The sequence below is a fragment of the Pseudomonas sp. MTM4 genome, assembly GCF_019355055.1.
Taxonomy (GTDB): domain Bacteria; phylum Pseudomonadota; class Gammaproteobacteria; order Pseudomonadales; family Pseudomonadaceae; genus Stutzerimonas.
Genome location: NZ_CP048411.1, coordinates 4,404,502 through 4,431,342 on the forward strand (window position 1 = coordinate 4,404,502; position 26,841 = coordinate 4,431,342).

At 59.6% G+C, this 26,841-nt stretch carries 28 protein-coding genes and 3 pseudogenes; 11 read left to right on the top strand and 20 right to left on the bottom strand.

Annotation, left to right across the window (positions count from 1 at the left end; translation table 11 throughout):
- Nucleotides 1-220: 220 nt before the first annotated feature.
- The 10 genes from GYM54_RS20295 to GYM54_RS20340 all read right to left on the bottom strand — a co-directional run bounded on the left by GYM54_RS20295 (nt 221) and on the right by GYM54_RS20340 (nt 11,978).
- On the bottom strand, nt 221-625 hold the full coding sequence (locus tag GYM54_RS20295; protein ID WP_131648121.1) for a septal ring lytic transglycosylase RlpA family protein: 405 nt from the start codon (nt 623-625) through the stop codon (nt 221-223).
- Nucleotides 626-785: 160 nt separating this feature from the next.
- Nucleotides 786-2,786, bottom strand: coding sequence for a U32 family peptidase (locus GYM54_RS20300; protein WP_197445404.1), 2,001 nt, complete (start codon nt 2,784-2,786; stop codon nt 786-788).
- 209 nt (nt 2,787-2,995) lie between these two features.
- Nucleotides 2,996-3,766, bottom strand: coding sequence for an ion transporter (locus GYM54_RS20305; protein ID WP_197445403.1), 771 nt, complete (start codon nt 3,764-3,766; stop codon nt 2,996-2,998).
- Nucleotides 3,767-3,968: 202 nt separating this feature from the next.
- Entirely contained in the window at nt 3,969-4,307 is a 339-nt protein-coding gene (locus GYM54_RS20310; RefSeq protein WP_181101550.1) for a DUF3325 domain-containing protein, read from the bottom strand.
- Entirely contained in the window at nt 4,304-5,866 is a 1,563-nt protein-coding gene (locus tag GYM54_RS20315; RefSeq protein WP_197445402.1) for a PepSY domain-containing protein, read from the bottom strand. The genes GYM54_RS20310 and GYM54_RS20315 overlap by 4 nt, the downstream gene beginning before the upstream one ends.
- Complete coding sequence (locus tag GYM54_RS20320) at nt 5,863-6,150, bottom strand: iron transporter (RefSeq protein WP_197445401.1); 288 nt, start codon at nt 6,148-6,150, stop codon at nt 5,863-5,865. The genes GYM54_RS20315 and GYM54_RS20320 overlap by 4 nt, the downstream gene beginning before the upstream one ends.
- A 97-nt stretch (nt 6,151-6,247) precedes the next feature.
- The gene (locus GYM54_RS20325) at nt 6,248-7,546 is read right to left on the bottom strand and encodes a class I SAM-dependent methyltransferase (protein ID WP_197445400.1); all 1,299 of its coding nucleotides are present in this window, start codon (nt 7,544-7,546) and stop codon (nt 6,248-6,250) included.
- 116 nt (nt 7,547-7,662) lie between these two features.
- Nucleotides 7,663-9,753, bottom strand: coding sequence for a TonB-dependent receptor domain-containing protein (locus GYM54_RS20330; RefSeq protein ID WP_197445399.1), 2,091 nt, complete (start codon nt 9,751-9,753; stop codon nt 7,663-7,665).
- Nucleotides 9,754-9,945: 192 nt separating this feature from the next.
- Nucleotides 9,946-11,277, bottom strand: a complete 1,332-nt coding sequence (locus GYM54_RS20335) for a sensor histidine kinase (RefSeq protein ID WP_197445398.1) — start codon at nt 11,275-11,277, stop codon at nt 9,946-9,948.
- Complete coding sequence (locus tag GYM54_RS20340; protein ID WP_181101545.1) at nt 11,277-11,978, bottom strand: response regulator transcription factor; 702 nt, start codon at nt 11,976-11,978, stop codon at nt 11,277-11,279. The genes GYM54_RS20335 and GYM54_RS20340 overlap by 1 nt, the downstream gene beginning before the upstream one ends.
- Nucleotides 11,979-12,083: 105 nt before the next feature.
- Here GYM54_RS20340 and GYM54_RS21815 point away from each other — a divergent pair.
- Nucleotides 12,084-12,367, top strand: a pseudogene (locus tag GYM54_RS21815) (CAP domain-containing protein); the annotation flags it as partial.
- A 117-nt stretch (nt 12,368-12,484) separates the two neighbouring features.
- Here the strand turns inward: GYM54_RS21815 and GYM54_RS20345 are convergent.
- Together GYM54_RS20345 and GYM54_RS20350 are read right to left on the bottom strand one after the other, a co-directional pair.
- Complete coding sequence (locus GYM54_RS20345; protein WP_197445397.1) at nt 12,485-13,063, bottom strand: hypothetical protein; 579 nt, start codon at nt 13,061-13,063, stop codon at nt 12,485-12,487.
- Between the two features lie 13 nt (nt 13,064-13,076).
- Nucleotides 13,077-13,682, bottom strand: a complete 606-nt coding sequence (locus GYM54_RS20350; protein ID WP_197445396.1) for a hypothetical protein — start codon at nt 13,680-13,682, stop codon at nt 13,077-13,079.
- Nucleotides 13,683-14,029: 347 nt separating this feature from the next.
- On the opposite strand from GYM54_RS20350, the gene GYM54_RS20355 reads away from it, so the two are divergent.
- Together GYM54_RS20355 and GYM54_RS21820 are read left to right on the top strand one after the other, a co-directional pair.
- On the top strand, nt 14,030-14,182 hold the full coding sequence (locus tag GYM54_RS20355) for a hypothetical protein (RefSeq protein ID WP_181101542.1): 153 nt from the start codon (nt 14,030-14,032) through the stop codon (nt 14,180-14,182).
- A 133-nt stretch (nt 14,183-14,315) separates the two neighbouring features.
- Nucleotides 14,316-14,444 carry a hypothetical protein gene (locus GYM54_RS21820; RefSeq protein ID WP_256681110.1) on the top strand — a complete coding sequence of 43 codons (129 nt, stop codon included), beginning with the start codon at nt 14,316-14,318 and terminating at the stop codon, nt 14,442-14,444.
- Between the two features lie 76 nt (nt 14,445-14,520).
- On the opposite strand, the gene GYM54_RS20360 is transcribed toward GYM54_RS21820, so the two are convergent.
- Nucleotides 14,521-14,802, bottom strand: a complete 282-nt coding sequence (locus tag GYM54_RS20360) for a hypothetical protein (RefSeq protein WP_197445395.1) — start codon at nt 14,800-14,802, stop codon at nt 14,521-14,523.
- 470 nt (nt 14,803-15,272) lie between these two features.
- Here GYM54_RS20360 and GYM54_RS20365 point away from each other — a divergent pair, with 470 nt between their 5' ends.
- The 4 genes and pseudogenes from GYM54_RS20365 (at nt 15,273) to GYM54_RS20380 (ending at nt 17,686) form a co-directional block, all read left to right on the top strand.
- Nucleotides 15,273-15,950: a glutathione S-transferase family protein gene (locus GYM54_RS20365; protein WP_197445394.1), complete on the top strand. Its 678-nt coding sequence runs from the start codon at nt 15,273-15,275 to the stop codon at nt 15,948-15,950.
- Nucleotides 15,947-16,351 (top strand): annotated as a pseudogene (locus GYM54_RS20370) (TerC family protein); the annotation flags it as partial. The gene GYM54_RS20365 and the pseudogene GYM54_RS20370, both read left to right, overlap by 4 nt.
- Nucleotides 16,352-16,608: 257 nt before the next feature.
- Nucleotides 16,609-16,707, top strand: a pseudogene (locus tag GYM54_RS22170) (CAP domain-containing protein); the annotation flags it as partial.
- An 85-nt stretch (nt 16,708-16,792) separates the two neighbouring features.
- Nucleotides 16,793-17,686: a DMT family transporter gene (locus GYM54_RS20380; protein ID WP_197445393.1), complete on the top strand. Its 894-nt coding sequence runs from the start codon at nt 16,793-16,795 to the stop codon at nt 17,684-17,686.
- Nucleotides 17,687-17,753: 67 nt separating this feature from the next.
- Here the strand turns inward: GYM54_RS20380 and GYM54_RS20385 are convergent, their stop codons facing one another.
- Both GYM54_RS20385 and GYM54_RS20390 read right to left on the bottom strand, forming a co-directional pair.
- Complete coding sequence (locus GYM54_RS20385) at nt 17,754-18,407, bottom strand: ion channel (RefSeq protein WP_131648135.1); 654 nt, start codon at nt 18,405-18,407, stop codon at nt 17,754-17,756.
- Nucleotides 18,408-18,634: 227 nt separating this feature from the next.
- Nucleotides 18,635-19,027 (bottom strand): MAPEG family protein, encoded by a 393-nt coding sequence (locus tag GYM54_RS20390; protein WP_181101538.1) that lies wholly within the window; start codon nt 19,025-19,027, stop codon nt 18,635-18,637.
- A gap of 90 nt (nt 19,028-19,117) precedes the next feature.
- On the opposite strand from GYM54_RS20390, the gene GYM54_RS20395 reads away from it, so the two are divergent.
- Nucleotides 19,118-19,369: a hypothetical protein gene (locus GYM54_RS20395; protein WP_181101537.1), complete on the top strand. Its 252-nt coding sequence runs from the start codon at nt 19,118-19,120 to the stop codon at nt 19,367-19,369.
- Nucleotides 19,370-19,553: 184 nt separating this feature from the next.
- Here GYM54_RS20395 and GYM54_RS20400 read toward each other — a convergent pair whose 3' ends face one another.
- Nucleotides 19,554-20,615, bottom strand: a complete 1,062-nt coding sequence (locus GYM54_RS20400; RefSeq protein ID WP_181101536.1) for an SDR family oxidoreductase — start codon at nt 20,613-20,615, stop codon at nt 19,554-19,556.
- Nucleotides 20,616-20,702: 87 nt separating this feature from the next.
- On the opposite strand from GYM54_RS20400, the gene GYM54_RS20405 reads away from it, so the two are divergent.
- Nucleotides 20,703-21,128, top strand: a complete 426-nt coding sequence (locus GYM54_RS20405) for a helix-turn-helix domain-containing protein (protein WP_181101535.1) — start codon at nt 20,703-20,705, stop codon at nt 21,126-21,128.
- 39 nt (nt 21,129-21,167) lie between these two features.
- Here the strand turns inward: GYM54_RS20405 and GYM54_RS20410 are convergent, their stop codons facing one another.
- Nucleotides 21,168-22,271 (bottom strand): DUF2855 family protein, encoded by a 1,104-nt coding sequence (locus GYM54_RS20410; RefSeq protein WP_197445392.1) that lies wholly within the window; start codon nt 22,269-22,271, stop codon nt 21,168-21,170.
- Between the two features lie 73 nt (nt 22,272-22,344).
- Here GYM54_RS20410 and GYM54_RS20415 point away from each other — a divergent pair, with 73 nt between their 5' ends.
- Entirely contained in the window at nt 22,345-22,977 is a 633-nt protein-coding gene (locus tag GYM54_RS20415) for a TetR/AcrR family transcriptional regulator (RefSeq protein ID WP_231752197.1), read from the top strand.
- A gap of 33 nt (nt 22,978-23,010) precedes the next feature.
- Here the strand turns inward: GYM54_RS20415 and GYM54_RS20420 are convergent, their stop codons facing one another.
- Together GYM54_RS20420 and GYM54_RS20425 are read right to left on the bottom strand one after the other, a co-directional pair.
- Complete coding sequence (locus GYM54_RS20420) at nt 23,011-23,502, bottom strand: RNA methyltransferase (RefSeq protein ID WP_197445391.1); 492 nt, start codon at nt 23,500-23,502, stop codon at nt 23,011-23,013.
- 283 nt (nt 23,503-23,785) lie between these two features.
- Nucleotides 23,786-24,883 (bottom strand): hypothetical protein, encoded by a 1,098-nt coding sequence (locus tag GYM54_RS20425; RefSeq protein WP_197445390.1) that lies wholly within the window; start codon nt 24,881-24,883, stop codon nt 23,786-23,788.
- A 203-nt stretch (nt 24,884-25,086) separates the two neighbouring features.
- Between GYM54_RS20425 and GYM54_RS20430 the strand changes: the two genes are divergently transcribed.
- A complete protein-coding gene (locus tag GYM54_RS20430; protein WP_197445389.1) occupies nt 25,087-25,824 on the top strand; it encodes a class I SAM-dependent methyltransferase in 738 nt (245 codons plus the stop codon).
- A gap of 222 nt (nt 25,825-26,046) precedes the next feature.
- Here the strand turns inward: GYM54_RS20430 and GYM54_RS20435 are convergent, their stop codons facing one another.
- Nucleotides 26,047-26,742, bottom strand: a complete 696-nt coding sequence (locus GYM54_RS20435) for a GNAT family N-acetyltransferase (protein ID WP_197445388.1) — start codon at nt 26,740-26,742, stop codon at nt 26,047-26,049.
- Nucleotides 26,743-26,841 lie beyond the last annotated feature (99 nt).

Here is a 26,841-nt window from a genome sequence, read left to right on the forward strand (position 1 = left end):
ATTCTTAACGCGCACCGATGGCTTTAATTTTTACTGCGATCTCTCGATCTTGGTTGAAACGAACGCTGACCAGACACACAGGCGGGCCATTACCGTCACCGGATGTCGACCGTGACCCCAAGCGCTACAGCACGCTGGCCGAAATGTCTGAAGCTGAGCGGTGCTATGAGAACTCCCGGAATGCGACCAGATGCGGCGCTTCGGAGGCGCCCCGTCCGATTCAGTCGACCCTTTCGAGGCGCACCCGGATGATGCCGGACCGCGTGTTGCCGATGCGCTCGAAGGCCGCTTTCGACAAGTCGATGATTCGCCCACGCACGAAGGGGCCGCGGTCATTGATGCGCACGACCACGCTCTTGCCGTTGCGAGTATTGGTGACCCGGACGTTCGTGCCGAAGGGCAGCGTGCGGTGGGCGGCGGTGAGAGCCGTCTGATCGAAGCGCTCGCCGCTGGCGGTCAGCTTGTTGTGGTGCTGGTTGCCATAGTACGAGGCCTTTCCCGAACCAATGTGCTCGCCTGCGGCAGACTGAGGGGATGGGCTCGTGGCGGGACCTCTGAGCGGCGACGTCGAGCAGCCGGCAAGCGCGGCGGCGAGTGATACGGCGATGATCCAGCGGTGAAGCATGTTCGATCCTTGTCTGCATATGAGCGGGCACGCGAATCGCATTGCCGCGCTGCCGGGGCATATCTCGCCATCCGCTGCGCTTGCCGCGGAGGTTGAACAGCAGACAACCATATTGCCGGAAGTTCAGACCTCGATGCGCCGTCGTTGCCGGAGGGCCTGATCAGGCGCGCGGCTTGCTGCGAATAGTCTTCATCAGGTCGTCCGGCGTGATATGCCCGACCACGCTGGCGGCGCTGCCCGGCTGCGGCAGGTTGAGGATGTTGCCTTTGATCTTGCCGATCACGTGCATCTCGCAAGGCTTGCAATCGAATTTCAAAGTCAGCACCTCGTCACCATGCACCAGCTGCATCGGGGCGACCTTGGTGCGAACGCCGGTGACGCCCTTGGCCTGTTTCGGGCATAGGTTGAAAGAGAAACGCAGGCAGTGCTTGGTGATCATCACCGGCACTTCACCGGTTTCCTCATGGGCCTCGTAGGCCGCGTCGATCAGTTGCACACCGTAGCGGTGATAGAACGCGCGGGCCTTCGCGTTGTAGACGTTGGCGAGAAAGGACAGGTGAGAATCGGGATAAACCGGAGGCGGCACGCTGACGGCCTTGCGGCTGCCCAGCGGACGAATCGCTTCACGGGCCTCGGTCAGCGCCTCGATGGCTTCGCGGCGCAGGGCCTTGAGTTGCGAGTTGGGGATGAAGAACGCCTGCGGCGCATCTACGTCCACTTCTTCGGCGTGGTAGATCGTCGTGCCCAGCTGGCTCAGCAGGTCGGCGATCTGACCGGGCACCTGCTCAGGCTTCTTCGCTTCGCCAAACGGACCGGCCAGCGAGACGGTGGCATAGGCGCCTTCTTCGCTGGTGACGTGGAGTTCGAGCTCATCGGCACGCAGTTTGGCCAGCCAACGCACACCAACGCGGCGTTCGGCGGAGGTTTTCAGTAGCGCGTTTTGCCAGTTGTGGTCCAGGTTGCGATTGAGCGGATGGTTCGGCCGCAGCTGGCGCAGGTCGGCGGGCATTTCGTTGGGTTCGACACGGTATTGCCAGAAAGCCTGGCCGTCCTCTTCGAACTGCTTAATAGGCTCGACCACGCTGGCGCGAAAGCCCACCACTTCGCGTTTGACCAGCACGTTCAGGCCGTCACCGTTGGACAGCGGCTCGCGGGTCTGGACGGTGAGGTCGTGCTTGCCGACCTTGAGCACTTCGCCCACGGCCAGGCCGGTAAAGGTCGGCGAGTCGAAAGCGCCGATGTCGATCTTGCGGTCGGTGACGAAGTAGTCGGTGCTGCCGCGGTGGAAGGTCTTGTCCGGGTCCGGCAGGAAGAAGTGGTCGGTGCGGCCGCTGGAGGCGCGGGCCAGGTCGGTGCGGTCTTCGAGAATCTCGTCGAGGCGCTGGCGGTAGTAAGCAGTGATGTTCTTCACGTAGCTCACATCCTTGTAACGCCCTTCGATCTTGAACGAGCGCACGCCGGCATCGACCAACGCGCGCAGGTTGGCGCTCTGGTTGTTGTCCTTCATCGAAAGCAGGTGCTTGTCGAAGGCGACTACGCGGCCCTGGTCGTCTTTCAGGGTGTAGGGCAGGCGGCACGCCTGGGAGCAGTCGCCGCGGTTGGCGCTGCGCCCGTTCTGCGCGTGAGAAATATTGCACTGCCCGGAAAACGCCACGCACAGCGCGCCATGGATGAAGAACTCGATGGCGGCGTCGGTTTCATCAGCGATTGCGCGGATTTCCTGCAGGTTCAACTCTCGTGCGAGGACGAGCTGCGAGAAGCCGGCCTTGTCGAGGAACTTGGCCCGCTCCAGGGTGCGGATATCGGTCTGGGTGCTGGCGTGCAGCTCGATCGACGGGATGTCCATTTCCATCACGCCCATGTCCTGCACGATCAGCGCATCGACGCCGATTTCGTACAGCTGCCAGATCAGCGCGCGAGCCGCTTCCAGCTCATCGTCATGAAGAATTGTGTTGATGGTGACGAACACCCGCGCATGGAACAGGTGAGCGAAGGTCACCAGCCCGGCAATGTCCGCCACGCTGTTCTCGGCGTTGTGCCGCGCGCCGAAACTCGGCCCGCCGATGTACACCGCATCGGCGCCATGCAGGATGGCCTCCTTGGCAATGGACACATCCCGCGCGGGGCTGAGCAGTTCGAGGTGATGCTGGGGTAGGGACATGAGCGCGGACCGGGTGTGAATCGAAAGTCGCGCATTGTAAGGGCTTACGGCCGGTTTGGGTTTGGCCGCCGGGCGTTTTCGAGAGGTTGACGCGGGAGATCGCGTCGGACGTTACCGCACGCTCGGTACGTATCGCGGATTGTGCCGGTCTTCAGGATCGGCGGTAGCCTGGGCGGACAGGCCAAGAGTGCTACCGGTGCCACTGACAATTACTTCCGTGGCGGCTGTCCCCGTTCCTCCAGTTGCCCTCGTAAAGCCTGGACTTCGGTGGTCAATTTTTCTACCTGCTCAAGCAGGTTGTGCAGCACGGCTCGGTCCGCTTCCTGCTGCTCGATGTTTTCATCATGCTTGTCGGCGATAAACAGCGAGCCGATATAGGCGGCGAAGCTGCCGAACAGGCCAACCCCGGACACCATTAGCAGCACCGCCACGATACGGCCTTGGGTCGTGACCGGGTAGTAGTCGCCATAACCGACGGTCGTGACGGTCACGAAGGCCCACCAGAGCGCTTCTTCCGGCGTATTGATAGCGCTTTGCGGGTTAGGCGCCTCGACCAGCAACATAGTGATGGCACCGAATGCCACGAGTAGCAACGTGGCCGTAGCGGCGGACACGACGATGCTTTCTGCACGGTTGCGAAACAGCAGGCGCCAGATCATTTGGGTCGACTTGATCGCACGCAGCGCACGCAACACCTGCACGGCGCGCACCATCTTGAACGCTTGCAGTCCGCCCGCCGGTACGCTGGCCAGGAGGTCGATCCAGCCCCAGCGCATGAAGCGCCATTTATCCTCCGCGAGTTGCAGACGTCTAGCAAAGTCGATGAAAAAGAACAGGCAGACAATGTTGTCTATGTAACTGAGCAACTCAGATACGTCGGGCGGCAGGTCGAACAGGACGTCGGCGATCAATGCGCCCAACACGTAAATCGAGAGCACGAGAATGAGTAGTTGGAAGGGCGATACGGCACGCTGGGTCATGACGGTCACAGAATAGACGTGAGATGGCCGGCAGCTTAAGGCAAGAGACCGCCACGTTACACAGCGCATCTGCTTCGTTGAAAGAGGTCATGAACGCAGGCGCGTCGGGACTCGCGGTCTGAGGACGAGGCTAAAGGCGAACGTAATGCTCGTATTCACGCCTGCGAGAGCGCCGGTCGCCTTAGCGAGGCAGGGCAGGAAATCACAGCAGTGCCCCAACGGCCCAAAGCAGAGTGCCCATCGCCGGCAACCCAGTCGCCAAGCGAGGGGCGTAGGGGATCAGCAGGAGCAAGGCGAAGCCGGCAAGGGAGATCAGGCCGAACCAGCCAACCAGCGCCATGCCGCCCGGCCAGACGCGGGTTGCGGTATACACGGCAAGGCCGAGCAGCAGGCCTCCCGCCGGAAAGCAGAGGCGACGCAGTTGAGCGGGAACGCGAGAATTGACCAACTGCTTCCAATGGCGCTCCTTGCCCAGGCAGAAGCCGAGCATGCCGGCGTAGGCCAACAAAAGACTGGCGAGCAGGGCTGATGAACCGTTCATGACGAGACTCCCGGAACTGGGCGAGCGAGCTGGGGTTGGCGAGCTTTTCTCGCGGCGACGATCGTAGGGATTTTCCAGGCGGTCCAGCCGGACAGCAGGCCCATCGCAAACACGGCCGCGAGGACAGACAACCGGATGCCGTCCAGCTCCATGTTGGCTGTCATCAGGTCCAGCAGCGGCAGGGTCATCGCCAACGCCGCGGCGGCGAAGAGCTGCTCGCGCCATGCCTGCAATGGCTTGCGTACCCAGGCATGCAGCCAGCTCAAGGCCCAGATACTGAAGAACAGCCGCAACTCCCAATCCTGCCGATTGGCCAACTCAGCTGGCAGCAGGCGATTGCTCCACAAGAGCGCGACGCAGGCCAGCGAAAGTCCGGCCACCACGGCTACGTTGAGGCTCTCCACCATCCGCAGAAACTGCACGTTGGCCTTGGCCTGTTTGCGCTGCTTGACCGCATAGAGCACAAGCCCTGTTGCGATCATGGCGCAGCTGACTAGGCCGCAGATGAAATACAGCCAGCGCATCGGGTAACCGCCAAACTGGGCGAAATGCAGACCCGCCATCACGCGTTGGGTCAGCTGACTGGCACGCGACGGCTCTGGCGCCTGGATCAGCTCACCGGTAACGCCGTTGAAGACCATGCCTTCGCCCTTCGTCAGCTCCATGCGATTGCCCAGCACCGGCCGCGCGGTGACCTGAGCATTGGCTCGGCCAGGGTTGCTCACGGCCAGGCCACCGATCATGCCTGCACCGTAGTGCGCCTCGGCACGGCTGACGATCTCGTCCAACGCCAGCATAGGCGCTGCTGGTGCCTGGACGGGTTTGCTGCCGCGACCTTCACCGCGCGGCGCTTCGGCAGCACGGGCTGGCTGCGCCTCGCGGAAGTAAGCCTGACGATCGCCGTCGTACAGGGCATCGACCGCAGCAGGCATGTAGATCAGGAAGAAGATCACCAGTCCGGTGTAGGTGATCATCAGGTGGAACGGCAGCAGCAGGACGGCGCTGGCGTTATGGCCGTCGAGCCACGAGCGCTGCCCCTTGGCCGGGCGGAAGGTGAAGAATTCCTTGAAGATCTTTTTGTGGATGACGATCCCGCTGATCAGCGCCACCAGCATCGCCATCGCCGCGAACCCCACCACCCAGATACCGAGCAGTCGCGGCATATGCAGCGTGTAGTGGAAATGGAAGAAGAAGTTGCCGCCGATGGTTTCCCGCGCCTCGATCGGCTCGCCCGTGAGCGGGTCCAACTGCGTGCCACCGGCACCGCGCCGCCGCTCCCCGACCGATACGCCAAGGTCCGGCGAACGCTCGGTCGGCAGGCTGATGTTCCAGTTCGACTCATCGGCGTGGTGTTCCATCAGCCAGCGCTGAGCGACATTGGCGGCAGCTGCAGGCGACTGGCTCTGGTCGGTCAGCTCCGGCTGCATCCACCAGCTGATCTCCTTATCGAACACCGCCAGGGTGCCGGTGAGGAAAATAGCGAACAGCACCCAGCCGAGCAAAAGCCCGCACCAGGTGTGCAGCCAGGACATGGATTGCGTGACGGTCTTGTGTTTCATCCGAGGCGCTCCAGCAGCTGTGGCCAGAAGCCGACGACCGCCAAGGGCGCCGCGAATGCCAGCGCCGCCCAGGCACGCCATGCGCTGCGGCAGCCAAAAGCCCAGAGGATGACCGCCGTATAAATAATGAAAGCTGCCAGCGTCGCGACTACCACCGCATCGGATTTTGCCAAGGGAAGCAGGCGCGCCAGTGCCGCCGTGCAACAGTAGGTGAACACGTAGCCGCCCAGCACGGCCGCGAGGGTTCGCGATACTACCGGCCAAGGTTGTGAAGGGGCTTTCATCGGTGCGTTCTCTTCATGTTGGAACAGGACGTGGAGGTGGAGTGGGGCGAGGTGTAAGGACCGAAACGAACGCTCCGGTGTGTCGCGCCATGGTTGTTCATGAGTTGCCGGTCGGCTGGTGAATGGCTGTTCCGCAGTCCTCAACAACGTTCAACTTCAGTTGGCTCCGTTCGATCCAGGCCTTCAGCTTGTTCACTTGCTCAGTGCAGCTGAGGCCATCCGGACGTTGGGGATGGATATGGCCCTGCCACATCAACATCTGTAGCGCTTGCGATAGCGTGCCGAGCTTTTCGGTAAAGGCTGGCAACTGTCTTAGCTCGGCAAAAGTGGCGGGTCGTTCGGCTAGCTTTTCCAGCAGAGGAGAGAAGATGTCGCCGGGGCCTTGGATTTCCCCGATTGGCGTTTGGAAAGACAGCGCGCCTGAGCGTGGCGCTTGGGGCATAAGCTGAAACCGAAGCGCATCGACCTGCTGTAGAACGTCCTGCTGGTTCAGGCGTACTGGAGCACGCTGAAACAGATCGCTGCGCTGATGCTGATTCTTGGCTAGGTCCTTGACCGTTTCCCTTAGTGCTGGCGAGGCCAGCTTTGCGAGAAGCGGCTGTACGGCACCCGGTACGGACAGGCTGTCCAGATTGTCGAAGGCGTTGGCACTGCCTAGATAGGTGACGCCGGCCTGTGCCACCGATTGATGAACATCGGTCGAGTGCTGTGGAGTCCAATGGTCGGTCAGGAAATCGTGGGCGAGATAAGAAGCAGGTTTCTGCTTGAGTGACTTTATCTTTTCGCTCAGGTTGGGCTGGTCTATGAAAGTGCCGGCGACGTCCAGCTCACAGACGAAATCCAGCGCAGCTTGAAGCTTCTGCTCCGAGGAACCCGGTAACTGTCGAGCCAGGTCGTTCAGCAGCTTCTGCACCGGCATCATTTGAGTCGCGCCTGGGTGGCACATGTAGTGCAGATAGAACAACCCTTTGGGTTTGAGCGACTTCGCTACCAATTGCAGGATGCTTTTCTGCTGGCTTTCCGCGATCCATGACCAGACGCCATGGCTGACGATGAAGTCGAAGAACAGGTTGTTGCTCTGAGTAAACTGGGCGAAATCAGCCTGGACGAAACGGATGTTTTTGACGTCCATTGCTGCCGCGGCCGAGCGCGCGATGTGCAGCGCTTTGTCGTTGGCATCAACACCTACGAACTGCCCCTGCGGGTTCGTTATTGCGGCAATGAGTAGGTTGATACCCATACCGCAGCCCAATTCACAGTAGGAGTAAGGCTTGGAAATGTCGGGCGCCGCCGAGCCGAGGAATTGAACCAGACTGGTCAGCCAGACAGGTTGGATTTCCTTATGAAAGTGCGGCGGGTAGGCCACATCCATCACATAGCCATCGTTTCTAGTCATGTTGCTTGGCCTCTTGTCCGACCGACCGGAGCGGGTCCGATTGCGCCTCGTGCGCATTCCATACACACGAACGCTCCCTGACGGATAGAGCCGCCAGGGAGCATCGTTTCATCCGATCAGAACGCTTGGGTCACCGAGAAGATGAAGCGTCGGCCGTCCAGGTTGTAGGCGTAATCCCCATCGGTGGAAACTTCCTTGTTGCCGATGTTGTAGACGCCCGCTTTCAGGCTCAGGTCGTCCGTTGCTCTGAACGCCACGCCGACGTCCACGAAGCTGTAGGCCGGATAGCGAATGCCATTGGTACTGGAACCGCTGGTACCGGTCTGCCAACGGCCGGAGGTCTTGCCGCGATAGTTGTACTGAGTCCAGGCATTGAGCCGGTCGGTGGCCTGCCAGTCCAATGAGGCGTTGAACATGTGCTTGGCTATATCGTTGAGCGGCTCGCCTTTGAAGTCGCCGGATTTCTGCTCGGTCTCGGTATAGGTGTAGCTGTGGCGGTAATTCAGGTTGTCGAGCAGGCGATAGTCCAGGGTCCACTCGATGCCGCGCAGTTCCGCCTCGTCCACGTTCTCGTAGGCGGTGTAGCCGAACGGGTGAGCAGGATAATCCGTGCCGTTGTAATTACAGGGCTCGTTCTGCAGGCAGACTCGGCCGGTACGGTTGATCTTGTCCTCGTAGTCGATCACGTAGGCCGTCAGGGTGGTGAGCAGGCCTAGGTCCTGATCTTCGTAGGCGATGCCGATCTCGCGGTTTACGCTGGTTTCCGGCGTTAGATCGGGGTTGCCGATGATCACGCCGCCCATGGACGTGGAGCCAAAATCGGTGGCGCTGGAGCGCAGGTCAGGCGCCTTGTAGCCAGTGGTGACACCACCCTTAATGGTGAAGCTTTCGTTCAGGTGGTAGACGCCATAGACCTTTGGACTGAACTGACCACCGAATGCCTGGTTGTCGTCGTAGCGTCCGCTCAGGGTCAGGATGAAATCTTCGGTCAGATTCCAGTTGTCCTCGAGGAAGATGGAGTTCTGATAACGATCCATCTCAACCGTGGCATTTGCATCTGCAACTACCGGCTCTCGCAAGCCATTGGAGTTGTGCTCCAGGTTTTCGTATTTGTGGGTCAAGCCGCCCGTGATGGCATGAGCGCCGAGGAAGTAGGTCGCCTGCGTGTTGGCCGTGATGACCTCGTAGTCGATGCCTTTGCCGGTCTCGGCGTTTGCGGTGGTCGGGTTTTCCGAGTGGTCGTAGTTGATGTACGACTTCAGCAGAAGGTTGTCGTAGTTCCCTTCATGGTCGATGAAGTAGTTACGCTTGATTGACTCGCTGTATGTCGGCTCTATGTCGACGCCTGCCTCGGTTTGCTCGGCGAGACTTCTGCCCGGATTATGCCAACGCTCCTGTTTGGTGTAGGTGTGCCCTATCGTCAGCGCGTTCTGGTCGTTCAGATTCCAGGAGAGTTTCGCGCCGGCATTGCGCTTTTCGTATTTGGGATCGGTGGCCGCGCTGTCGCCTCCACCGACGAAGTTGCTTTCGTCTTGATTGTGCAAAGCTCCGGTCAGCTGCAGGCCCAGAACGTCCTCAATCAGCGGTACGTTCAGATAGGCGCTGGTCTGAACGGTATCTTCGTTGAGCTTGTTGCCGCTGCCGGGCGTGGTGTATTCGGCGGTGATGCTGCCGGTCAACTCGTTGGATACTTTCTTGGTGATGATGTTGATCACGCCGCCCATGGCATCGGAGCCATAGAGAGCGGACGCCGGGCCACGAATGACCTCGATTCGCTCAATCGACTCGAGCGGAGGAAGGAAGTTGATCGGCGTACCGGCCTGTGATCCCCTCTCGGAAAAGGCATCGTTGCCTTGGGCCGGGCGGCCATCGATAAGGAAGAGGGTGTAGGCCGAAGTCATGCCACGGACCATGATCGATTGCTCGACGCCACCGCCGGAAATCTGCACACCGGCAACGTTCTTCAGCGCATCGGTGATATCCGTGTAGGAGCGCTTCTTCAGTTCTTCTGCGGTAATGACAGAGATGGTAGCCGGAGCATCCTTGATGTTCTGCTCGAAGCCCGAGGCGGAAACTACAACCGAATCCAGTTCCAATCGCTCTTGTGCGGAGGCCGAGCACGCCAACGAGGCCAGCGCGGCGGCGATGAGGGTTTTCTGGAACGTGGGACGTGGCGTTGTGATGAACGGGCTTTTGACGATGGGCATGTCTTTATCTCTGGTTGTTCGAATATCCCCCGGCCCGTAATTGCAGGGCGTGCCTAACGTGCCTGGATCAACGGCAGGGCTGGGCTGTGGGAACGGATAACTAAGCGTGCGTCAGCCTGCGCAGATGTGGTCGAGTTGCGCAGGCACACGAATGCTAGTCATTCTCAACTGAGAGTAAAGCGCATTTACAATCTATACATCTTGCAAAACAAAATTCACTCGCAGGCCTGGATGGATGTTTTCCGCCCAGATGCGGCCGCCTTGCAGTGTCACCATGCCGCGCGCGATGGCGAGACCCAGGCCGAAGCCATCGCCACCCGGCCGGGCGGCACTCAGGCGAGAGAACGGGCGGAACATCACGTCTAGCTGATCCTGCCGTACGCCGGGGCCTTGATCGTCGATGCAAAGACGCCAGTGGGCCTCTTCGCGGCAGGCGGTTAAGCGTACGGTGCCGTCGGCTGGAGAATGTCGGATGGCATTGCGCAGGACATTCTCCATCGCTTGGGCCAAGGCGTTGAGGTTGCCGAAAACCTGGCAGTCTTCTGGGATATCGCTGTGAAGGCGCGCTCTAGGCCATCCGGATTCGAAGCAGGCGTCCTCGCAGATCAGGTTCCACAGGGACTCGACATCGACAGCTTCTCGCTCGAGCTGCGGCTGCTCGCTATCGAGCCAGGCCAGCTCCAGCGTGTCGTCGACGAGGCGCTGCATGCCTGAGACTTCTCGCTCCACGCGCTCGCGCAGTACCGCTTGAGGCAGGTCGCTTTCGCAGGCGACCCGAAGTCGGCTCAATGGCGTTCGCAATTCGTGGGACAGGTCGCGCAATAGCTGTTGCTGCTGGCGGATCGAGTCGTGCAAGCGCCGGGTCAGATATTCGAGCGAGCGGCCAAGCTCTCCCAGCTCGTCGTTGCGGCGGGTTAGCGCGAGCGGCAGCAGTGAGCTCAGGCGGCTGCCGCGCAACGTATTGGCTTGCCGGCGCAGCTGGTCGAGGGGGGATATGAGGAGCCGGTAGAGCAGCCAGCCGAACAGGACCGACAACACCACGGGGGGCAGGTATACGATAAGGACGATCAGCAGGGCCTGGTGAGGCCAGGGACTGAGGCGTTCGGGCAGTTGCATGACCAACTGGTCGCCGCTTCCGTTGAAGGGAATGGCGATCATTGGGCGCGGTCCGGCGCGCCGGCTCATGGGACTATCGTATGGCCGGGCGAAGCGCAGCAGGCTGCGCTCCCGCTCATCCAATTCACGGTCGCCAAGCGACTGATGATGACGATCCACGACCATCGCCAGCCCAGGCTCGTCCTGCTGCAAGGCGGCGATCCAGCTATCCACCGCGGCGGGGCCTCGGCGGGCCGCAACATGAGCCTGCTTAGCGTAGCCGTCCAGGGTTTCCAGTGCTTGCGCTGACAAGAAGGAGCTGTGGTACGCAACCTTCTGATCGACATAACCGCTGACCCAGATCATCGACAGGCAAAACCCGGCGACCAGTATCACTAGACGCCAGAACAGCGAATGACGGTTGGGCATTAGTCGGCCTGCAGTTCCAGCACGTAACCCTTGCCCCATACCGACTCCAGACGCAATGCCGTGACCTGCTCGCGCGCCAGTTTGCGGCGGATGTTGCTGATGTGCATGTCCAGGCTGCGATCATGCTGCGAGTAACCGCGGCGCAGCGTCTGCTGGTACAGGAAGGGTTTGCTCAGCACCTCGCCAGCCGCGTCGTGAAGTACCTTCAACAACCGGTACTCGGTGCCGGTCAAGCCGACCCAGCGTCCCTCGTAACGCAGGTCGCAGCGCTGGTCGTCGAAGCGCATCGACTCATCGTTCGCCGCCGGCTGCACGCTGCGCTCGTACGCCACACGGCGCAGGATGGCGGCGATGCGCACCTGCAATTCCTCGATGCTGAACGGCTTGGGCAGGTAGTCGTCGGCACCGCTATCGAAGCCCTGGATGCGATGCTCTTCATTGCCCAGCGCGGACATCATCAGCACGGGTGTACGGCGCTGCGCCCGCAACCGGGTCAGTAATTCCATGCCACTGAGTTCCGGCAGCATCACGTCGAGGAGGATCAAGTCGTAAGCCGACTCGCTGGCCAAGGTCAGGCCGGTCAACCCGTCATCGGCGAGCGTGACCTGAAAGCCACGGCTTTCCAGGGATGTTTTCAGGTGGGTGCCGAGAACCGGGTCGTCTTCGATTGCAAGAATCTGTCGGGCGGCGGAAGAGAGCATTACGAAGGAATCCGGTGCAAATAAGAATGATTATAGATTGGTGGCATGCCGACGAGGCAATAGGCTCAGCTACAGCTGAGGACAGGTTGCGCCGGTATGCGGTCGCTGGCGGCTCGACTTGAGACGCACTTTCGCAACTTCTTCAACCTGCTCGACAACGATGGCCGTACACCTGGCGATCGGGTGGAGCTGGCGGGTCACAGCGGCACCCAGATAGGGCAAAACATCGCTGCAGCGATGGACCGAAGAGCAAGGTGGTCGAAGGCTGGCTAGCCAGCTCAGAGCATTACGCCGATGTGATGAACTCGCGACTCAGCGAGCCAGGCGCTGCCTATGCGGTCGATCCGCAAAGCGATGCGGGATTATTGGGAGTGTTTGGCAGGCAGTGATGTGCAAAGCGACTCGGGGGCTGAGCCGACCTGCGCTACCTGTCGCGCTGAGTCGAACTCAGAACCACTTGTGGGGCCATCCTTGGCCCGGCAGCGTCCCTTAGCGGCGTTGCCTGATCAGATCAGATCCTTGCTTGCCGCCTCTTCCAGATTGCTCTTCGTGAGTTCGGTCAATAGCGCATCGGCCGACTCGTTGAATGGCAAAGCGAAGATCAGAAATAAATGCATCCAGGTCGTCAGCGTTTCCTGCTTCTGTACCCGGCCAAGCTTCTTGCCGCCGCCATCGCGGAACATCATGTCCATGATCAGGGTGTTGTCGAAGGTGCCTGGAACCAGGAATAAGGTGGCGCCGGTTAACACCGCTAGTCCGAGATTGGCGGTTTCCTGATTGCGCAGCGTCACCGTGACATAGAGATCCGAGGCCTCCTGTTCGGTGCTGACTCGGGAGAAGCGCCCGCTGTCGGTAAACGACTGTTTGACGAGGTTTTCCAGCTTGGCAATGTCGGGATTGCTCGCCGTGGGCGTGCCGTTCACCGAGTACTCGGTCTGAACGTTGATATATGCGGTCGGTTTTGTCTGAGCCGATTCGGCGAGTGGCCATTGTTCAACGTCAGGCAAGGTGTTGTGGGAGTACGTCATGCAACCCTGCAAGGTCAGGGATGCGGTAATGGCGAGAAGGGCTATCAACGCTTTCATGTGGGCGTCCTTGTCAGTGTGCAAGTTGCTGAGTGGCGTCATGCAGCAGCTGTTCGACTAACTCGGTCAGCTGCCGCGAGCCCAACGATGTATTGAAGTAGTCGTAATCCCACAGACCGGTGTTCTGATTGCGTGCCAGCGTCTTCTGAGAAAGCGCCACCTGCTTACCGGCGGCGTCGACGACCTCCAGCTCGGCTGCGAGGTCATATTTGTCCACGTAGATGGGGCCGTTGACCCAGATCCATACGGTCAGCGTCAGCAGCGCTCCCGGAAAGTAGCCGGGATGCGGCGTGCGCTTGCCCTTGAGCGAGGTGAAATTGAATTGCAGCTGGACGTCTTGCTCGCCCAGGGTAGCGGGGAAGCTGATCATGCGTTCGAAGTATTCGCCGCGCTCGATGTGCTGGGCAATCTGCGCTGTCAGCGTATTGCTGATGTTTCGGCGCTGGGTTTCGTTCAGCCGTGTGTCGGAAACCTCCACCTCCTTGAGCATTGCGCCGGCAGGCACCGAGTGTTCGAGGACTTGCGCAGGCAGCCCGATAGGCCCGGATGGGGTAAAGGAGACGCAGCCGGTCAGCGCCAGCCCCATCAGCGCAGCGGCCAGGTATTTCAACTTGATCATGAAGCATCCTTGAGATTTGCAGAAAGTGTTGGCTTGCCGTGGATGATCGTCGGCGCTCTCTGTGGAGTGATCCTTTAGCCATCCTTGGGCGCGGCGGAGTTTAGCGTCATATTGCCATCACCCATGCTGGCTAGTTCTCCGTCTGCGGTACTGGTTCTCATTGTTGGGATCATCGCCGACATACGGTTTAGTGCGGCTGGAGGGGAATCCAGGTACGTGGTTACGAGTACATGGAGAGGACTCGCACATCTATCAGCTCTGTTGGCGCTCGCCGCGAACATTGGCGCAGCTCGCGTACTCCAATGGATGACCACTCTGGTCTTTTCATCGTGATGAGGACCGCTGACATGATCGATCCAAACGACCCGCTCAAGGATGGCCTGACTCCGCCGGATTTTGATGAATATGGCGATGTGCCCGAGTCGGGAGAAAACACCGAGCCGGAAGCGGGCACTGATCCGAAGGACGAGCCGAATCCCGGCGAAAGCCCGCTCGGCTGAACGTCCGCAACGGAAACCGACGGTCTGTTCTAGGCGAGCTGCTGGACAATTCGATCCCCACGGCCTAAAAAGGCGCGCGCAGCGAGGCGTGCGCTTCAGGCATGCATGTGATTGATCGAAAGGCAGGTGAATCGTGAAAAAGAAAAAGCCCGTGGACCCCGTCCGGCAGGCAGAAAAGAACCATGCGCACCGGATTGGCTGGGCGATCGCGCTGGCGGGAATCGTGGTGGGCTTCGTGCTGGTAATGATGAAGCAAGCGTGACAGCTTGCGTGGTTTCGCGCTGTTGGCCATAACCACTACGCATAGGCGTCAGCTGATGGTCAGCGAGACGCCAGCGTCATGGGCTGGTATGGCGTACCGGCTTCTCGGTCATCATCAACAGCACAGGCAAGGGTTTGGCGGACGCGGAATGCTCTGCTGACCCTTCGATCGTCAATGCATTGCCAGCAATGGCGATGACGGTTGCCGATAACAAGAGCACCCATATTCGCGGCGGCACCAGTTGCGCGCGGATCCGAGCGGTGCTCCATCCATGGTCAAATGCCGGGTCCGCTCGCCTGATGGTTTCGCTCGCTTGGGTAACAACTTCATCGTTCGACACACGCTGTCCGATAGCCATGGTGATTCCTCCGAAACCCTGTCCGGCGAGGCTTCCATTAGGGTCTGTTCCTGTTTCGTCGCTAGCCGCGTTGCTGCGCCAAATCTTGCCAGGCAAGGCGCGGGACGCAGGCTCCGGCGCGGCCGCGTACGAAACGGGAACAGATCCTAAGCATCGGTCCGTCCCTGCAGGTGTGCTGGCGACTGTAGCGGAGTGCCACATTGCCATCAATCAATTCAATGGTTGATGCGGTGGTTGCGCCGGGGCTTTTGATGCCAGGGAACCGCATGTGTTCGAATCGGCATCGTTCGTTGTCCTAAGCGCTCGCAACGGTTGGAGCCTTTCGACATTGGCCGGCGCTCGTCGGTCGCCAATAATCCTACTAGAAGTCCCCTGAGTGGTGCTGAACAGCGAGACGACGACTGTCAAACGGCACACTGGTCCCTTCTGGCTGTTTCGGCCATGCACTCGAACGACGAGCCGAGGCGACGATGACTGAACTCACCCTGTACCACTGCGTTAGCGCCCGCTCTTTTCGTGTGTTGTGGGCGCTGGAAGAACTCGGGCTGGATTACCGGCTGGCAACTATGGCGTTTCCGCCTCGTCTGCATGACAAAGCGTTCTTTGATATCAACCCGCTGGGCACGGTCCCTGCGCTTGTCGATGGCAATGGCGTGTTAACCGAGTCGGCGGCTATCTGCGAGTACCTCAGTCAGGTGTACGGCGGTGGTGCGTTGTCGGTGGATAAAGGCGAGGCCGATTATGGTCAGTACCTGAACTGGCTAAGCGCGGCCGATGCGACGCTGACTTTTCCTCAAACACTAATCCTCCGTTACGCCTACTTCGAACCCTCCGAGCGACGGCAACCCCAGGTTGTCGAGGACTACACGCGTTGGTTCCTGGGCCGCTTGCGTGGAGTTGAAAACGCCCTGCAGGCAGGTAATCAATACCTCTGTCAGAACAGATTCAGTAACGCCGACATCGCTGTCGGCTACGCGCTGATGTTGGCTGACTTCCTCGGACTAAGGCCGCAGTTTCAACCGCTCACCGAGGCGTTTTGGCAGCGATTGCAGGAGAGGACTGCCTTCGTCAGCGCGCTGGATGCGGAAAATCGGGATGCACGTTCTCATGGCATCGATCCGCTGCCCACGCCATTGATTCGTTGCTAACGCAGAATCGACTGCTGGTATTCCTGCGCCGGCACATCCGCGTGACCGGCGATCTTTACGAGGGGCGTTTTCTGGTGCGCCTGCACAGCGGATCTGGTATTCGCCCTGGACAGCGTGCCGGCCCGTGTTCGCCATTGCCCAGGGTCCGTTTATCGTCTATACCTCGAACATCTTCGCCATTCTCGGGTTGCGCGCGCTCTACTTCGCGCTCGCGGCCCTGATGCACCGTTTCGTGTATCTGAAGTACGCACTCGCAATCGTGCTGATCTTCATCGGCGGCAAGATCTTCCTGCATGGCTTTTTCAAGGTGCCGCGTTGTTGTCGCTCAGCGTGACGCTCTGGTGCTGGCCGGCGGTGTACTGCTGTCGCTGCTCAAGACGCGTGCCAGGTCGGGCAGCTGATAGTGGTTTGATACGCAAGGGTTCGCCTGGACGCTACCCGTTCCAGAATGCGTGAACCATTGCAAACTCAGCCTGGTTCAGGTGCACAGTACAGGCGTCATTGGGCGGTCAGGTCTGGGAGCTTATCCATGCGCATCGAGTCATCGCTTGTACGTCTCGCCTTGTCGGTGCTGGGGCTGGTATGCGCTGGTGCTGCCAGTGCTGCCGAGGAGGCCCGGCTCGTCGAGTCGATCAACTTCTATCGCGCCGAAGTGCGCCTAATGACTACGCGATTCAGCGAGCTGGGGGCAGCCTTTGCGGTCGATCCGCAGCGCGATGGCGGCATCGACTGGACGGCGCTGTTCAGGGTGCATTGATGTGATGGGAAGGAAGGGTCCTTCTGCGCCGTCGATGTCTTCATTCCTCGTGATACGCAGAAGGTCATAGGACAGAAAGCAAGAAATGCACAACGATTCATCCAGGGTGCCTTTGTTCGCGTACTTATGTCTCGGTTTGTCGATGTGCATGGTGGGCAGCAATATCGGCATAGGAAAACTGATCGTTACTGAACTGCCGGTGTTTCTGTTTGCGGCGATGCGCTTCTTGATTGCAAGTATCGTTCTGCTTCCGGGAATGTTCCGCCCATCATTTCGTCAAGGCCTGGACAGGCCTGCGTGGCGGGGTTTATTCCTTCAGTCCTTTTTTGGGTGTTTCCTGTTTAGCTTGTTGATGCTTTATGGCGTCATTTACACCACTGCCACGAGTGCTGGAATCATTACCAGCGCTCTTCCGTCGCTCATTGCATTATTGGCATGGCTATGGCTTCGCGAGCGCCTCAGCCGTCATGCAATAGTGGCTGTTGTTTTTGCCGCGGTAGGAATAGCCGTGCTGAACCTGCAGGATGCGGATCTTTCTGGAAAGAGCAATGTGCTGGGCAATTTATTGGTCCTGGGAGCCGTTTTAGCCGAGGCGTTATTTGCAGTCTTCTCGCGGCGCTTATCTCTTACGGTGCATCCCTGGAGCATGGCCTTTGGCGTAAATATTGTAGGCTTCTTCCTGTTCGCTCCTTTGGCTGTTGTGCAAGCTATGAACTTTGCTTGGGCTGGGCCTGGATGGGAACTTTGGGGCTGGGTTGTGTTTTATTCACTTACCGCAAGCGTATTGTCCTTTCTGCTCTGGTATAGAGGCGTTTCACAGGTGCCCGCTAATATTGCAGGCCTGTTCACGGGTTTGATGCCACTCAGCGCGGCGCTGGTTGGTTTTCTTGTTCTGGGAGAATTATTGTCGTTCGGACATCTCGTGGGGATGGGTATGGTGATAATGGCGATACTCTTGGGTGCCAAACGGCCCGGCTAAAACAAAGGGCTATCAATTGAGTACCGGTGTGCCAGACGCCATGTCCGCTCTTCGTTTTTCAGAGGCACTAGCGCCGAATCGTCAGCCCGATCAGGCGCGAGACCACCAGCGCGATGTACATCACTCCTGCGAATTGCTCGAGCATCACCAGCGCCCGCGCCATCGGCGTGATCGGCAGAATGTCACCAATGCCGACGCCCGAGAGGATGGAAAAGCTTAGAAACAGCAACTCCAGCCAGGTGCGCGGTGCTTCGGGATCAAGCAACGCGGTAAAGCTGCCCGGCAGCAACAATTGGCAGACCATGAAACTGTAGGCGAAGGCCCAGGCCAGCAGCGTAAAGGTGGCTCCAACCGCGAACAGCTCATCGGTAGTGGCGCGCTGATCTTCCATCATGTAGGCGATCAGACTGGCCGCTGCATAGAAATAGAAAGCCGCCTCCAGCGCGGCCAGCGTCAGACTCAACTCCGGCCCGCCGCGCACTTCTCCGATGATGGTCAACACCAGAATGCACGCCGCCAGCGTGAAGGCCACCCACTGGATCAGCGGACTGCGCCGCACCATACGCAACGCCGCCACCAGCACTACGATACCGAACGTCCCCATAATCGCCCGACCGCGCGGCAACTCGTCGAGAAAGGGATACAGCACGATGCCCAGTAACTGGATGAGCAACAGGCTGGCAGATGGGTAACGAAGCAGAAACGATTGTTGGGCGTTCATTGGGGCGATCATCGAGAGGGGGTTGAAGCGTACTGTTCCGGTAGCGTGCCTGGCCACTGCCTGGTGCCGTTGTTCACCAAATGTGCCAGATTTTGGCGCTTGCTGGCGTCAAGGGCTTGTTCGTGCGCAACCAGCTGTTGGAGGGATTATTCCGTAGCGTCGTGCTTGCTGCTGGGGCTCGGTAGCGCGACCAATGCGCCACCGCGGCCAGACAGAGGGCTTACCGCTTACCCGATGAAGAATAGGGCGATGCAGCAGGCGAGTCCCAGCGCCCAGAGCACCGACCTCACGTTAGCCCAATCGGCAAGATAAGCGCCGATATAGCCGACTCTGGCCGCGACGAAGGCAACGGCAAGGCCATCAATCAGCGGCTGTGAGGCTTGCTGGTGCTCGGCCACCAGAACGCCGGCGATGAAGATCGGCAGCGCTTCGAAGCTGTTCAACTGCGCGGCGTTTGCTCGAGCCTGCCATCCCTCCAGACTGGCCAACCATTGACGTGGACTGTGATTGTCGAAGCCACCGTCGCGGCGCGGTTTACCGAGGCCTTTCGACTTGGCGATCCATGCGCAGGCAAGGGGAAGAAGGCAAGCAACAAGGACACAGGCTTCTGCAATGGTCATGTAGTTACACCTGAATAGGGGAAGAGTGTGGCTAGGGCCGTTCGGCCGCCTAGGGAGCACGTCGATTCAGGCTAGCTCAGGCGTTGCCAGGTGTGGATTCCTTTAGCAGCAAGTGCGATCCACGTAAGTTTTATTACCGTTTCGGTTTATGTAGAAGCAGCCACCCCGTGGTCCCTGCTGCAAGTTCGCTCCGCTTGGGCCGCACGAGGCGGCTTCGGCGATTTGGCTGGTGCCGGAAGGCGCAAGAGCAAAAAGAGCCAGCGCAAGAGCTGCACCGGTTATGAAGGGTATCGCGCGGATCCTTGGTTTCATCTCGCCATCCTTTTTGTGATGGCTGCGTGATATCACTTACACGCGACAAAGGGAATTCCAGTTTCCGTACTGCGAGCATCGCCGTACTGCTCGATGCGTCTATTCCGGCTGGCCGGTTCCTTTGAATTAAGGAAGGTCGGCCTACTGAGGAAAGCCACAAGGGCTCGCCTCCGTGATCCGGCTCGCCTGGGAAGGCTTCCTTTGACGCCTTCACTCAGGGGATGAGTCTGCTCGCACGCAGATCGGCGAAGACCTTGAAGAAGGCCTCGTCACTCGCCTGGTAATCGAGGAACCCGAGTTTGCGGCTTTTCGACATGTCCGTTACGACCTCGATCGGACGACCGAGGTCCGCATCGGTGTGCCACGGCGAAATGAGCTTGCCGATATCCGGCTCGGCGAGGTTGAACTGTTTCGCCATGTCTGCCCAGGTCTCGGCGTCGTTCGCCATCTGCTGTTCCAGCGGTGCGGGTTGGCCGTCGAAGGGCGCCGCTTCGATATCGAACCACTCGGCGATGCGCGACCACATCCACTTCCAGCGGAACACATCGCCGTTGGCGATGTTGAAGGCTTGGTTGGCCGCCGCAGGCGTTGTCGAGGCCCAGCGCAGATGCCTGGCAAGCTGACCCGCGTCGGTCATGTCGGTCAGGCTGTTCCACTGCACTTCCGAGCCCGGAAAGCGGAAAGGTCGGCCGGTAAAACGGCAGATGGAAGCATGGACAGCCAGCGTGGTCGCCATGTTCATCGCGTTGCCGACGGCAATACCGGTCACGGTGTGGGGCCGGTGAACGCTCCAGTTGAAACCGTCGCGGGCTGCCGCGGCGAACACCTCGTCTTCCTGTGCGTAGTAGAAGTTCTCGACGTTCAGCCGCCCCTGTTCTTCACGGAAGGGTGTTTGTGGCAGCGAGCCCTTGCCGTAGGCTTCGAACGGACCCAGGTAATGCTTGAGGCCCGTCACCAGTGCGACATGGCGAACCGAGCCAGCCGGGCGCAAAGCTTCGAGTAGATTACGCACCATCTGCGCGTTGACGCGGATATTCTCCGCTTCGCTGGCCTGGCGCGCCCAGGTCGTCAGGAACACGTGCGTGGGTGCAAGACCGCTCAGCGCCGAGCCTAGCGACGATGTATCCAGCAGGTCCGCGCTTATCGGCGTGATACCCACCTCGGCGTTGGGGCGGCGCGCCAGCCCGGCGACCGCCCAGCCTTCTTTGGCCAGTAGGCGCGAAACCGCCGAGCCAACGATTCCACTCGCCCCGACCACCAGCGCTTGATTTGTCATGTTCAGACCCTCACACAATGAAACAGGCCTGCACCTTAACCACTCGAAAATGCCGATCCAAGTCGGCACCAAATGGTAACCATCCCCATGAACACGGGCTCTGACGAAGAACAATGGCGTGAAGACTGCGCCCCGCGGCGCGTGCTGGAAATCTTCTCCACCAAATGGACCAGCATGATTCTGCATACGCTTCATGCGCGACATGACGGCATTGCCCGCAGTGGGGCGCTGCATCGGAGCGTGCCGGGTGTTTCGAAAAAGATGCTGATTCAGACGCTGCGGGAGCTGGAGGAGAGCGGGCTGATCGAGCGGCACACCCTCGATTCGGTGCCTCCCGCGGTGAGTTATGCGCTGTCGCCGCTGGGCAAACTCATGGTGCAGCCAATCGAGTTGATCTACGAGTGGGCCAGGCAAAACTCCGCGGCGCTGGATCAGCTGCAGCCGCGGCGAACCTCGCGCAGGCGTGGGAGCGTGCAAGCCGTGAGCGGAGAGCTGACACCGCCACGGCTGTAAGCATTCATTCTTCGCTGCATGTGAAACCCGAAGGCGGGCTCAGTCGAGTACCACCGCGTGCCCCGCGAGCGGGTTGATATGGCCTTTTATCAGCGATTCGGCCAGCGCTTGAGCGGCTTCCAGGCCGGCATGCTCGTTCACCTGCATCCATGGCTGCTGCGCATCACTCACCCGAGCGATAAAGGCCAGCTGCGCCTCGTTGAAACGGCGGGTGACCTCAGCAGCGCCCCAATCAGCGTTGCGTTTCTTGATCTGGTAGGGCGCGAAATAAGGCTGTGGCGGCGGGCCGGCCAGCGTCTGGTCGAGCTCGGCATAGTCCTGGTTCTGGGCCGATCCGGCATAGCAGTCATGCACCAGGGTGTCTTTGAAATGTGCGTGGATCTGTTGGCGAAGCCCGCTGCTGCCGGAGAAGTCCACGTAGAGCGTTGGCACGCTTGGGTCCAGCGAGCCGAGCTGGTCGTAGCCAAGCGCCTGGCGATAGCAACCCAGCCCTTGCACGAAGTCGGTATTGCTGGGAGAGGTCAGGCCAATCATCGTCACGGCCGGGTTGTCCTGCAGGCAGAACGCCGTGCCGTACGCCGTCTTGCTCGATGCGCTGGATATCACGATCTGCCGCGCGCCGAAGAAGCCGTTGTCCTCCAAGAAGTCGGCCAGCATGAACGAGGTGATGAACAGCGGCCGCAACAGCATCTGGTAGTTCTCGCTCTCGGCGCGATATGCAGCGTCGGTGCCGATGCGCTGGTACTGGTTATACGCCGAGGTCAGCGCGAGACGATGTTCGGCGCCGTCGTAGAAGCCGCGTTCGCTGACCCGCACCGGCTGCATGACGAGGTGGCTGGCGATCGGCCAGAAGCCATAGAAGCGTTCGCCCTTGGCCAATCCCTCGACCGTACTTTCGACGGCCTCGGCGAACCCCCACGCGGGCATGTGGAACCACTCGGCATCGCCGGTCGGGAAAAAGTCCCAGTAGCGCAGGTGCGGGGTTTCGCCGAAGGCCGCGTAGGTGACGTTGTTCGTGGTCAGCGCCAGTCGACTGATTCGCAACAGAGCCTCGCCGGCCTTCAGTCTGGGCATGGGCTGGGTCTGAATGCGGGTTTGCTCCATGCTTCGCTTGTTGTTTTGCAGCTGGTGAATGACGCTCATCGATGGCACCTTGGGGACATATTGAGATGGCATCGACTGTAGCCCTTTCGTTTTACCGCCGGGTTCGGATTTCATGAGCACACGATTGCCGAGCGCCAAGCCGCTCAAACGGCCTATCCAGGCGCGCGCCAAGTTCACGGTTCAGGCGATTTACGACAGTTATGTTCGGATCTGGCAGCGCGATGGCTGGTCTCGACTGACGACCCGTGCCGTTGCGCTTGAAGCCGGCGTTGCGATCGGCACCCTGTACGACTACTTCCCCAGCAAGCAGGCGCTGCACTCGGGCTACGTGCGGTATTGCATCGAGCAGCTGCTTGATGCAATCGACGAGCATGCAGTGAAGCCCGCTGCGATCGGCTGGCCGGTGCGAATCCAGCGATTGGTGCGATTGCTCGCTGGCGTCGAACCGCATCTGCCCTGGTTTCATCCGGACATGCTTGAGCTGGAAGCGCTGGTTGCAGAGCCCAAACACCAGCGTCGGGTTTATGAAGACTTACTGGGCGCCTGGCATCGCGTCATCGACGCGGCGACCGATCTGCCTGTACGCCCGGATGCCGCGACCCTGGAGGCGCTTCATCTGTCGGTCTGGGGTGGGCGCCGCTACGCCATGCTGGTGCAGCTCGAGCCGGAGCGTATCGACGAATGGGCCGGCTGCATGGAGCAGCTGTGCTTACGCACGCTTGCGGGATCGAACGGGCAGGCCTGAACGCAGCCGGCTATCGCCGGAATGTTCGGCGAGCTAAGTGGTTTGTTGGGGTTGGCGTCCGAACTCGGGGCCGGAGCGGGTGTTGTTGCCTTTCGCCAGCCGGTCGTAAAGCACCACGTTAACGGTCGCTGCGAGGTTCATGCAGCCATTGGTGGGGATGTAGACGACGTCCTCGCACCAGTCGCGGATCTCTTTGCTGAGCGAGCCGTCCTCGGCGCCGAAGATGTACAGGGCGCGATCAGGGTGAGTGTACTCAGGCAGGGAACGCGCGCCTTCGACCAGCTCCACCGCCACCGGCACACAGCCGAGCGGCAAGATCTTGCGCAAGTCATCGATATTGATCAGCGGAATGTCCTGATGGACCTTTTTGGTGTCGGTGATGAAATCCTTCGCGCGGTCATAGCGGGTGCCGGTATAGAACACCGAGGCGGCGCCATAGCAGCCCGCCGCGCGCATGATCGCTCCCACATTGGACGGCGATTTCGGGTTGCTCAGGCCAATGCATGCATATCGTTTGTTGCTCACAGTGTGCTGCTCACGGAAGACTCGCGGGAAGCGGCGAGTATACGGACATGTCTCGTTCGCGGCTCGGGCCAGGCACGAATTGATGTAGCGATGTCGCTCCTTGCAGACGCGAACAGGAGCCGTTGCGGTCAACGCTGCATGGGCAGAGAGGCTCACGCAGCCGTGGAGGACGCAGCTGCCTTTGCATGCGCGTCACAGGCGCTTCGTAACGAAAGCGCCCGATGCGGTGCATCGGGCGCTTTACGTTCCGGCAGAATAAGGCCGTTCGGGCTACAAAGGCCTACTAACGCTGGGTGACAGTCGCGCTGTTGTTCATCCCGTTCTGCATGATTGCCGCAGTGTCCATACCGCTGCCAAGGCTGTCTATTCCTTGGGTCAAGCGCGCGTAATTGCCGGTGCCGGTCTGATCGATGATGCCTACGTCTCCTGAAGCCCCATCTTTCATCTGAAACGCTTCAATCACGTTATCCGAGCCACTTTGAGCCAGGTCAAGTGAGTTGCCGTCACCCGTCTGGACGAAGAAGACTTCGTTGTAGTCTCCCTTGGAAATACCGGTAACGCTGCCGTTGCGGACGCCTTGACGCGCGATCAGCTCGTTACCCGTACCAATTTGGGTGAAATCCAATAGACCCTCAGCCGTGCCTGTATAGACGTCAGCCTTGTTACTTGCTCCAGTCTGAGTCAGATACAGATCGCTACTTGAGTCATAACTTCCCTCCGATTGGCTAACGCTCGCCTCGTTGTACTCCCCTGTCTGACTGATGACGGCATTCGCCCGCGAATACGCGCCTTGTTGAAGATCTACTTCGTTTGCCAGGCCGGTTTGATTGATCTGGGCTGTTACATGGCCGGACTGGCGAACATTAGCCAGGTTGCGAGTCCCTTCCTGTGTGGCGTCGAGACTGTTCAGAATGTAGGTCTGCTCCAGCCGGAGCACGTTTTGCTGGCCATGCTGGTTGATCCTGCCATCGTTGTAATCGCCGTCGTTCTGTACAACATATGCCTCGTTATCGACCCCGTATTGATAGACGTACGCCGTTACCCCGCCTTCGGACCGCTGAACGATGCTTTGCAGGTTGCCTTCGCCTTCCTGGTGAGACCGAACCCATGTCCCAAATCCTTCCTGGGTGGTCGTCAAATGGTTCGCAACGCCTTGCTGTGTCGCTTCGACCGACACGTTGGTGCCGGCTTGAGTGACGGTTGCTTCGTTTGAATCGCCGTTCTGAGTCAGTTCCGTCCAGATATAGGTGCCGCCTAACTGAGTGACCTCTGCGGTGTTGTTGTTTCCGTTTTGCTCAATGGAAGCCGTTTGATCAACAGCCTGAGCCTGCCCGGCTAAGACAAGGGACACGGCGGCAGCGAGAAGGGAGCGCATGAACATTTTCAGAATCCTTTGAGTCGTGGGAAGTCGGATTCTTGAGGATTGACCAGAGAAGGAAATAGGCTGAACGACTGGTTATTTAAGGGCGTATTGACCGATTGTCGGAATTCCGGCTGTTTTTCCGCCCGCGATGAGGGGTGATTTCCATACAGCCCGGATATGATGCGCGCCCTCAACGTTCCAGCTCAAACTTCAGGGCCACCATGCTCGCCATTTATACCGATCTGTCGGGTTACTACGATCTGATGTGTGCCGATATCGACTATCGGGCGCAAAGCCACTGTATCCAACGGCTCCAGCAATTGTTCGGTAATGCGGGAAAGAGGCATCTGGACTTGGCCTGCGGAACCGGGCCGCATGTGCGCCATTTCATCGATGCGGGCTATGAAAGCAGCGGGTTAGATATCAACCAGCCCATGTTGGACAGAGCGTCTATTCGCTGCCCGGAAGCACGGTTCTCCTTACAAGATATGTGTGGCTTCACGGTGGAAAGCCCGGTCGACCTGATCACCTGTTTTCTGTATTCCATCCACTACAGCGCAGGAATCGAGCGGTTGAAAGCCTGTATAGCCAGCGTGCATGCCGCACTGGCCGACGATGGGCTCTTCTGCTTCAACGCCGTCGACAAGCACGCCATCGACAATGATTCATTCGTATCGCACACCGCTAGTCACCCAGACGGCGTGTTCAACTTCAGTTCCGGTTGGTACTACGCCGGCGCTGGCGAGCAGCAGTCGCTAAAGCTACGCATCGAAAAATTGATCGCCGATGAAAGCCAGGTATGGCTCGACGAACACCGCATGGTGGCCGTGAGTTTTGGGGAATTGATCGAGCTGTTAAAGCCGTACTTCGATGTTCATGTGCTAGAGCACGATTACGAAAGGATCGTTCCTTGGAACGGGACTTCAGGGAACGCGATATTTGCCTGTGTGAAGATTTGATGCACGGCGCAACATGGCGCGAGGATGGAGTGATTAGAACGTCTCGGCCCCTTGTACCCCATGCAAGTGCGCTATCAGACTGCGCTACGCCCAACATACTTCTAACGCCAGTATCCGGCATTCATTCATCGGTGACCTGACTCGCTACTGACCTCGCGGAGTGGCTCGTCTTGTCGGCATCGGGATTACGTAGCGCGGACCGCAACGATTTCTTCAGGTTGATCAATGCAAGCGCTTAGCTGGAGAGTATGCCTGGACTAAATGCTGCGCCTGCTCGGCCAGCTTATCCAGCAGGCCATCGCGCTCTTTCTCCGCGTCGCTCATGGCTTTTTCACCGTGTTGTTTCACGAGATAGCTGTGAATTTGCCGCACTTCTTTTGACTGGAAGATCGGCTCCAGATCCTGCACCGCCAACATGCCGTTTGACGGCTGGCTCCGAGTGTTCAACACTACTTGCGGGCCGCGAGCCACCAACGGCATAAAGCCCAACGCTTCGAAGTACGGCACCTTGCCGGCCACGCACGCCACTTCCGCATGGGGATAGCGCGCCACCATCTCTTCGACCATGGCCCTACCGATGCCCTGCCGGCGATGGCTGGCCTGCACCGCCAGATAGATCAGCGTACAGGCATCGGGATCGTCCACATACGGCAGATACAGAGCGAAGCCGAGCAGGAGACCCGGATCGTCAGCATCCAGCGCCATGATCAGTTTGGGCTTGCCCGCCTGCGCGCCGTCCATGCTGTCCAGATAACGATGCACCTCGAAACCCACCACGTATTGATACAGCTGATACAGCGGGTTGCTGGATGTGAGCGATACCGGACTGATGTCGCCGAGGTAGTCCACCACCATCTGCAGCACCTGGCTTTTCATCGATTCCGGTGGCGGGGTGTCCAGGTGGGCGAGGGTGAACATAGGCGAGGTGGCTCCGGGACGGTATGGCAAAGAACGCATTGTACCGATCGATGCGCACCGAGCGGGTTGGAAGGGGGGGCCGCAGTCGAGCCGTGCAAT

Excerpts from the sequence above, each read along its gene's own strand:
- GYM54_RS20295 (WP_131648121.1), bottom strand. The coding sequence starts at position 625 with ATGCTTCACCGCTGGATCATCGCCGTATCACTCGCCGCCGCGCTTGCC.
- GYM54_RS20300 (WP_197445404.1), bottom strand. The coding sequence starts at position 2,786 with ATGTCCCTACCCCAGCATCACCTCGAACTGCTCAGCCCCGCGCGGGAT.
- GYM54_RS20305 (WP_197445403.1), bottom strand. The coding sequence starts at position 3,766 with ATGACCCAGCGTGCCGTATCGCCCTTCCAACTACTCATTCTCGTGCTC.
- GYM54_RS20310 (WP_181101550.1), bottom strand. The coding sequence starts at position 4,307 with ATGAACGGTTCATCAGCCCTGCTCGCCAGTCTTTTGTTGGCCTACGCC.
- GYM54_RS20315 (WP_197445402.1), bottom strand. The coding sequence starts at position 5,866 with ATGAAACACAAGACCGTCACGCAATCCATGTCCTGGCTGCACACCTGG.
- GYM54_RS20320 (WP_197445401.1), bottom strand. The coding sequence starts at position 6,150 with ATGAAAGCCCCTTCACAACCTTGGCCGGTAGTATCGCGAACCCTCGCG.
- GYM54_RS20325 (WP_197445400.1), bottom strand. The coding sequence starts at position 7,546 with ATGACTAGAAACGATGGCTATGTGATGGATGTGGCCTACCCGCCGCAC.
- GYM54_RS20330 (WP_197445399.1), bottom strand. The coding sequence starts at position 9,753 with ATGCCCATCGTCAAAAGCCCGTTCATCACAACGCCACGTCCCACGTTC.
- GYM54_RS20335 (WP_197445398.1), bottom strand. The coding sequence starts at position 11,277 with ATGCCCAACCGTCATTCGCTGTTCTGGCGTCTAGTGATACTGGTCGCC.
- GYM54_RS20340 (WP_181101545.1), bottom strand. The coding sequence starts at position 11,978 with ATGCTCTCTTCCGCCGCCCGACAGATTCTTGCAATCGAAGACGACCCG.
- GYM54_RS20345 (WP_197445397.1), bottom strand. The coding sequence starts at position 13,063 with ATGAAAGCGTTGATAGCCCTTCTCGCCATTACCGCATCCCTGACCTTG.
- GYM54_RS20350 (WP_197445396.1), bottom strand. The coding sequence starts at position 13,682 with ATGATCAAGTTGAAATACCTGGCCGCTGCGCTGATGGGGCTGGCGCTG.
- GYM54_RS20355 (WP_181101542.1), top strand. The coding sequence starts at position 14,030 with ATGATCGATCCAAACGACCCGCTCAAGGATGGCCTGACTCCGCCGGAT.
- GYM54_RS20360 (WP_197445395.1), bottom strand. The coding sequence starts at position 14,802 with ATGGCTATCGGACAGCGTGTGTCGAACGATGAAGTTGTTACCCAAGCG.
- GYM54_RS20365 (WP_197445394.1), top strand. The coding sequence starts at position 15,273 with ATGACTGAACTCACCCTGTACCACTGCGTTAGCGCCCGCTCTTTTCGT.
- GYM54_RS20380 (WP_197445393.1), top strand. The coding sequence starts at position 16,793 with ATGCACAACGATTCATCCAGGGTGCCTTTGTTCGCGTACTTATGTCTC.
- GYM54_RS20385 (WP_131648135.1), bottom strand. The coding sequence starts at position 18,407 with ATGAACGCCCAACAATCGTTTCTGCTTCGTTACCCATCTGCCAGCCTG.
- GYM54_RS20390 (WP_181101538.1), bottom strand. The coding sequence starts at position 19,027 with ATGACCATTGCAGAAGCCTGTGTCCTTGTTGCTTGCCTTCTTCCCCTT.
- GYM54_RS20400 (WP_181101536.1), bottom strand. The coding sequence starts at position 20,615 with ATGACAAATCAAGCGCTGGTGGTCGGGGCGAGTGGAATCGTTGGCTCG.
- GYM54_RS20405 (WP_181101535.1), top strand. The coding sequence starts at position 20,703 with ATGAACACGGGCTCTGACGAAGAACAATGGCGTGAAGACTGCGCCCCG.
- GYM54_RS20410 (WP_197445392.1), bottom strand. The coding sequence starts at position 22,271 with ATGAGCGTCATTCACCAGCTGCAAAACAACAAGCGAAGCATGGAGCAA.
- GYM54_RS20415 (WP_231752197.1), top strand. The coding sequence starts at position 22,345 with ATGAGCACACGATTGCCGAGCGCCAAGCCGCTCAAACGGCCTATCCAG.
- GYM54_RS20425 (WP_197445390.1), bottom strand. The coding sequence starts at position 24,883 with ATGTTCATGCGCTCCCTTCTCGCTGCCGCCGTGTCCCTTGTCTTAGCC.
- GYM54_RS20430 (WP_197445389.1), top strand. The coding sequence starts at position 25,087 with ATGCTCGCCATTTATACCGATCTGTCGGGTTACTACGATCTGATGTGT.
- GYM54_RS20435 (WP_197445388.1), bottom strand. The coding sequence starts at position 26,742 with ATGTTCACCCTCGCCCACCTGGACACCCCGCCACCGGAATCGATGAAA.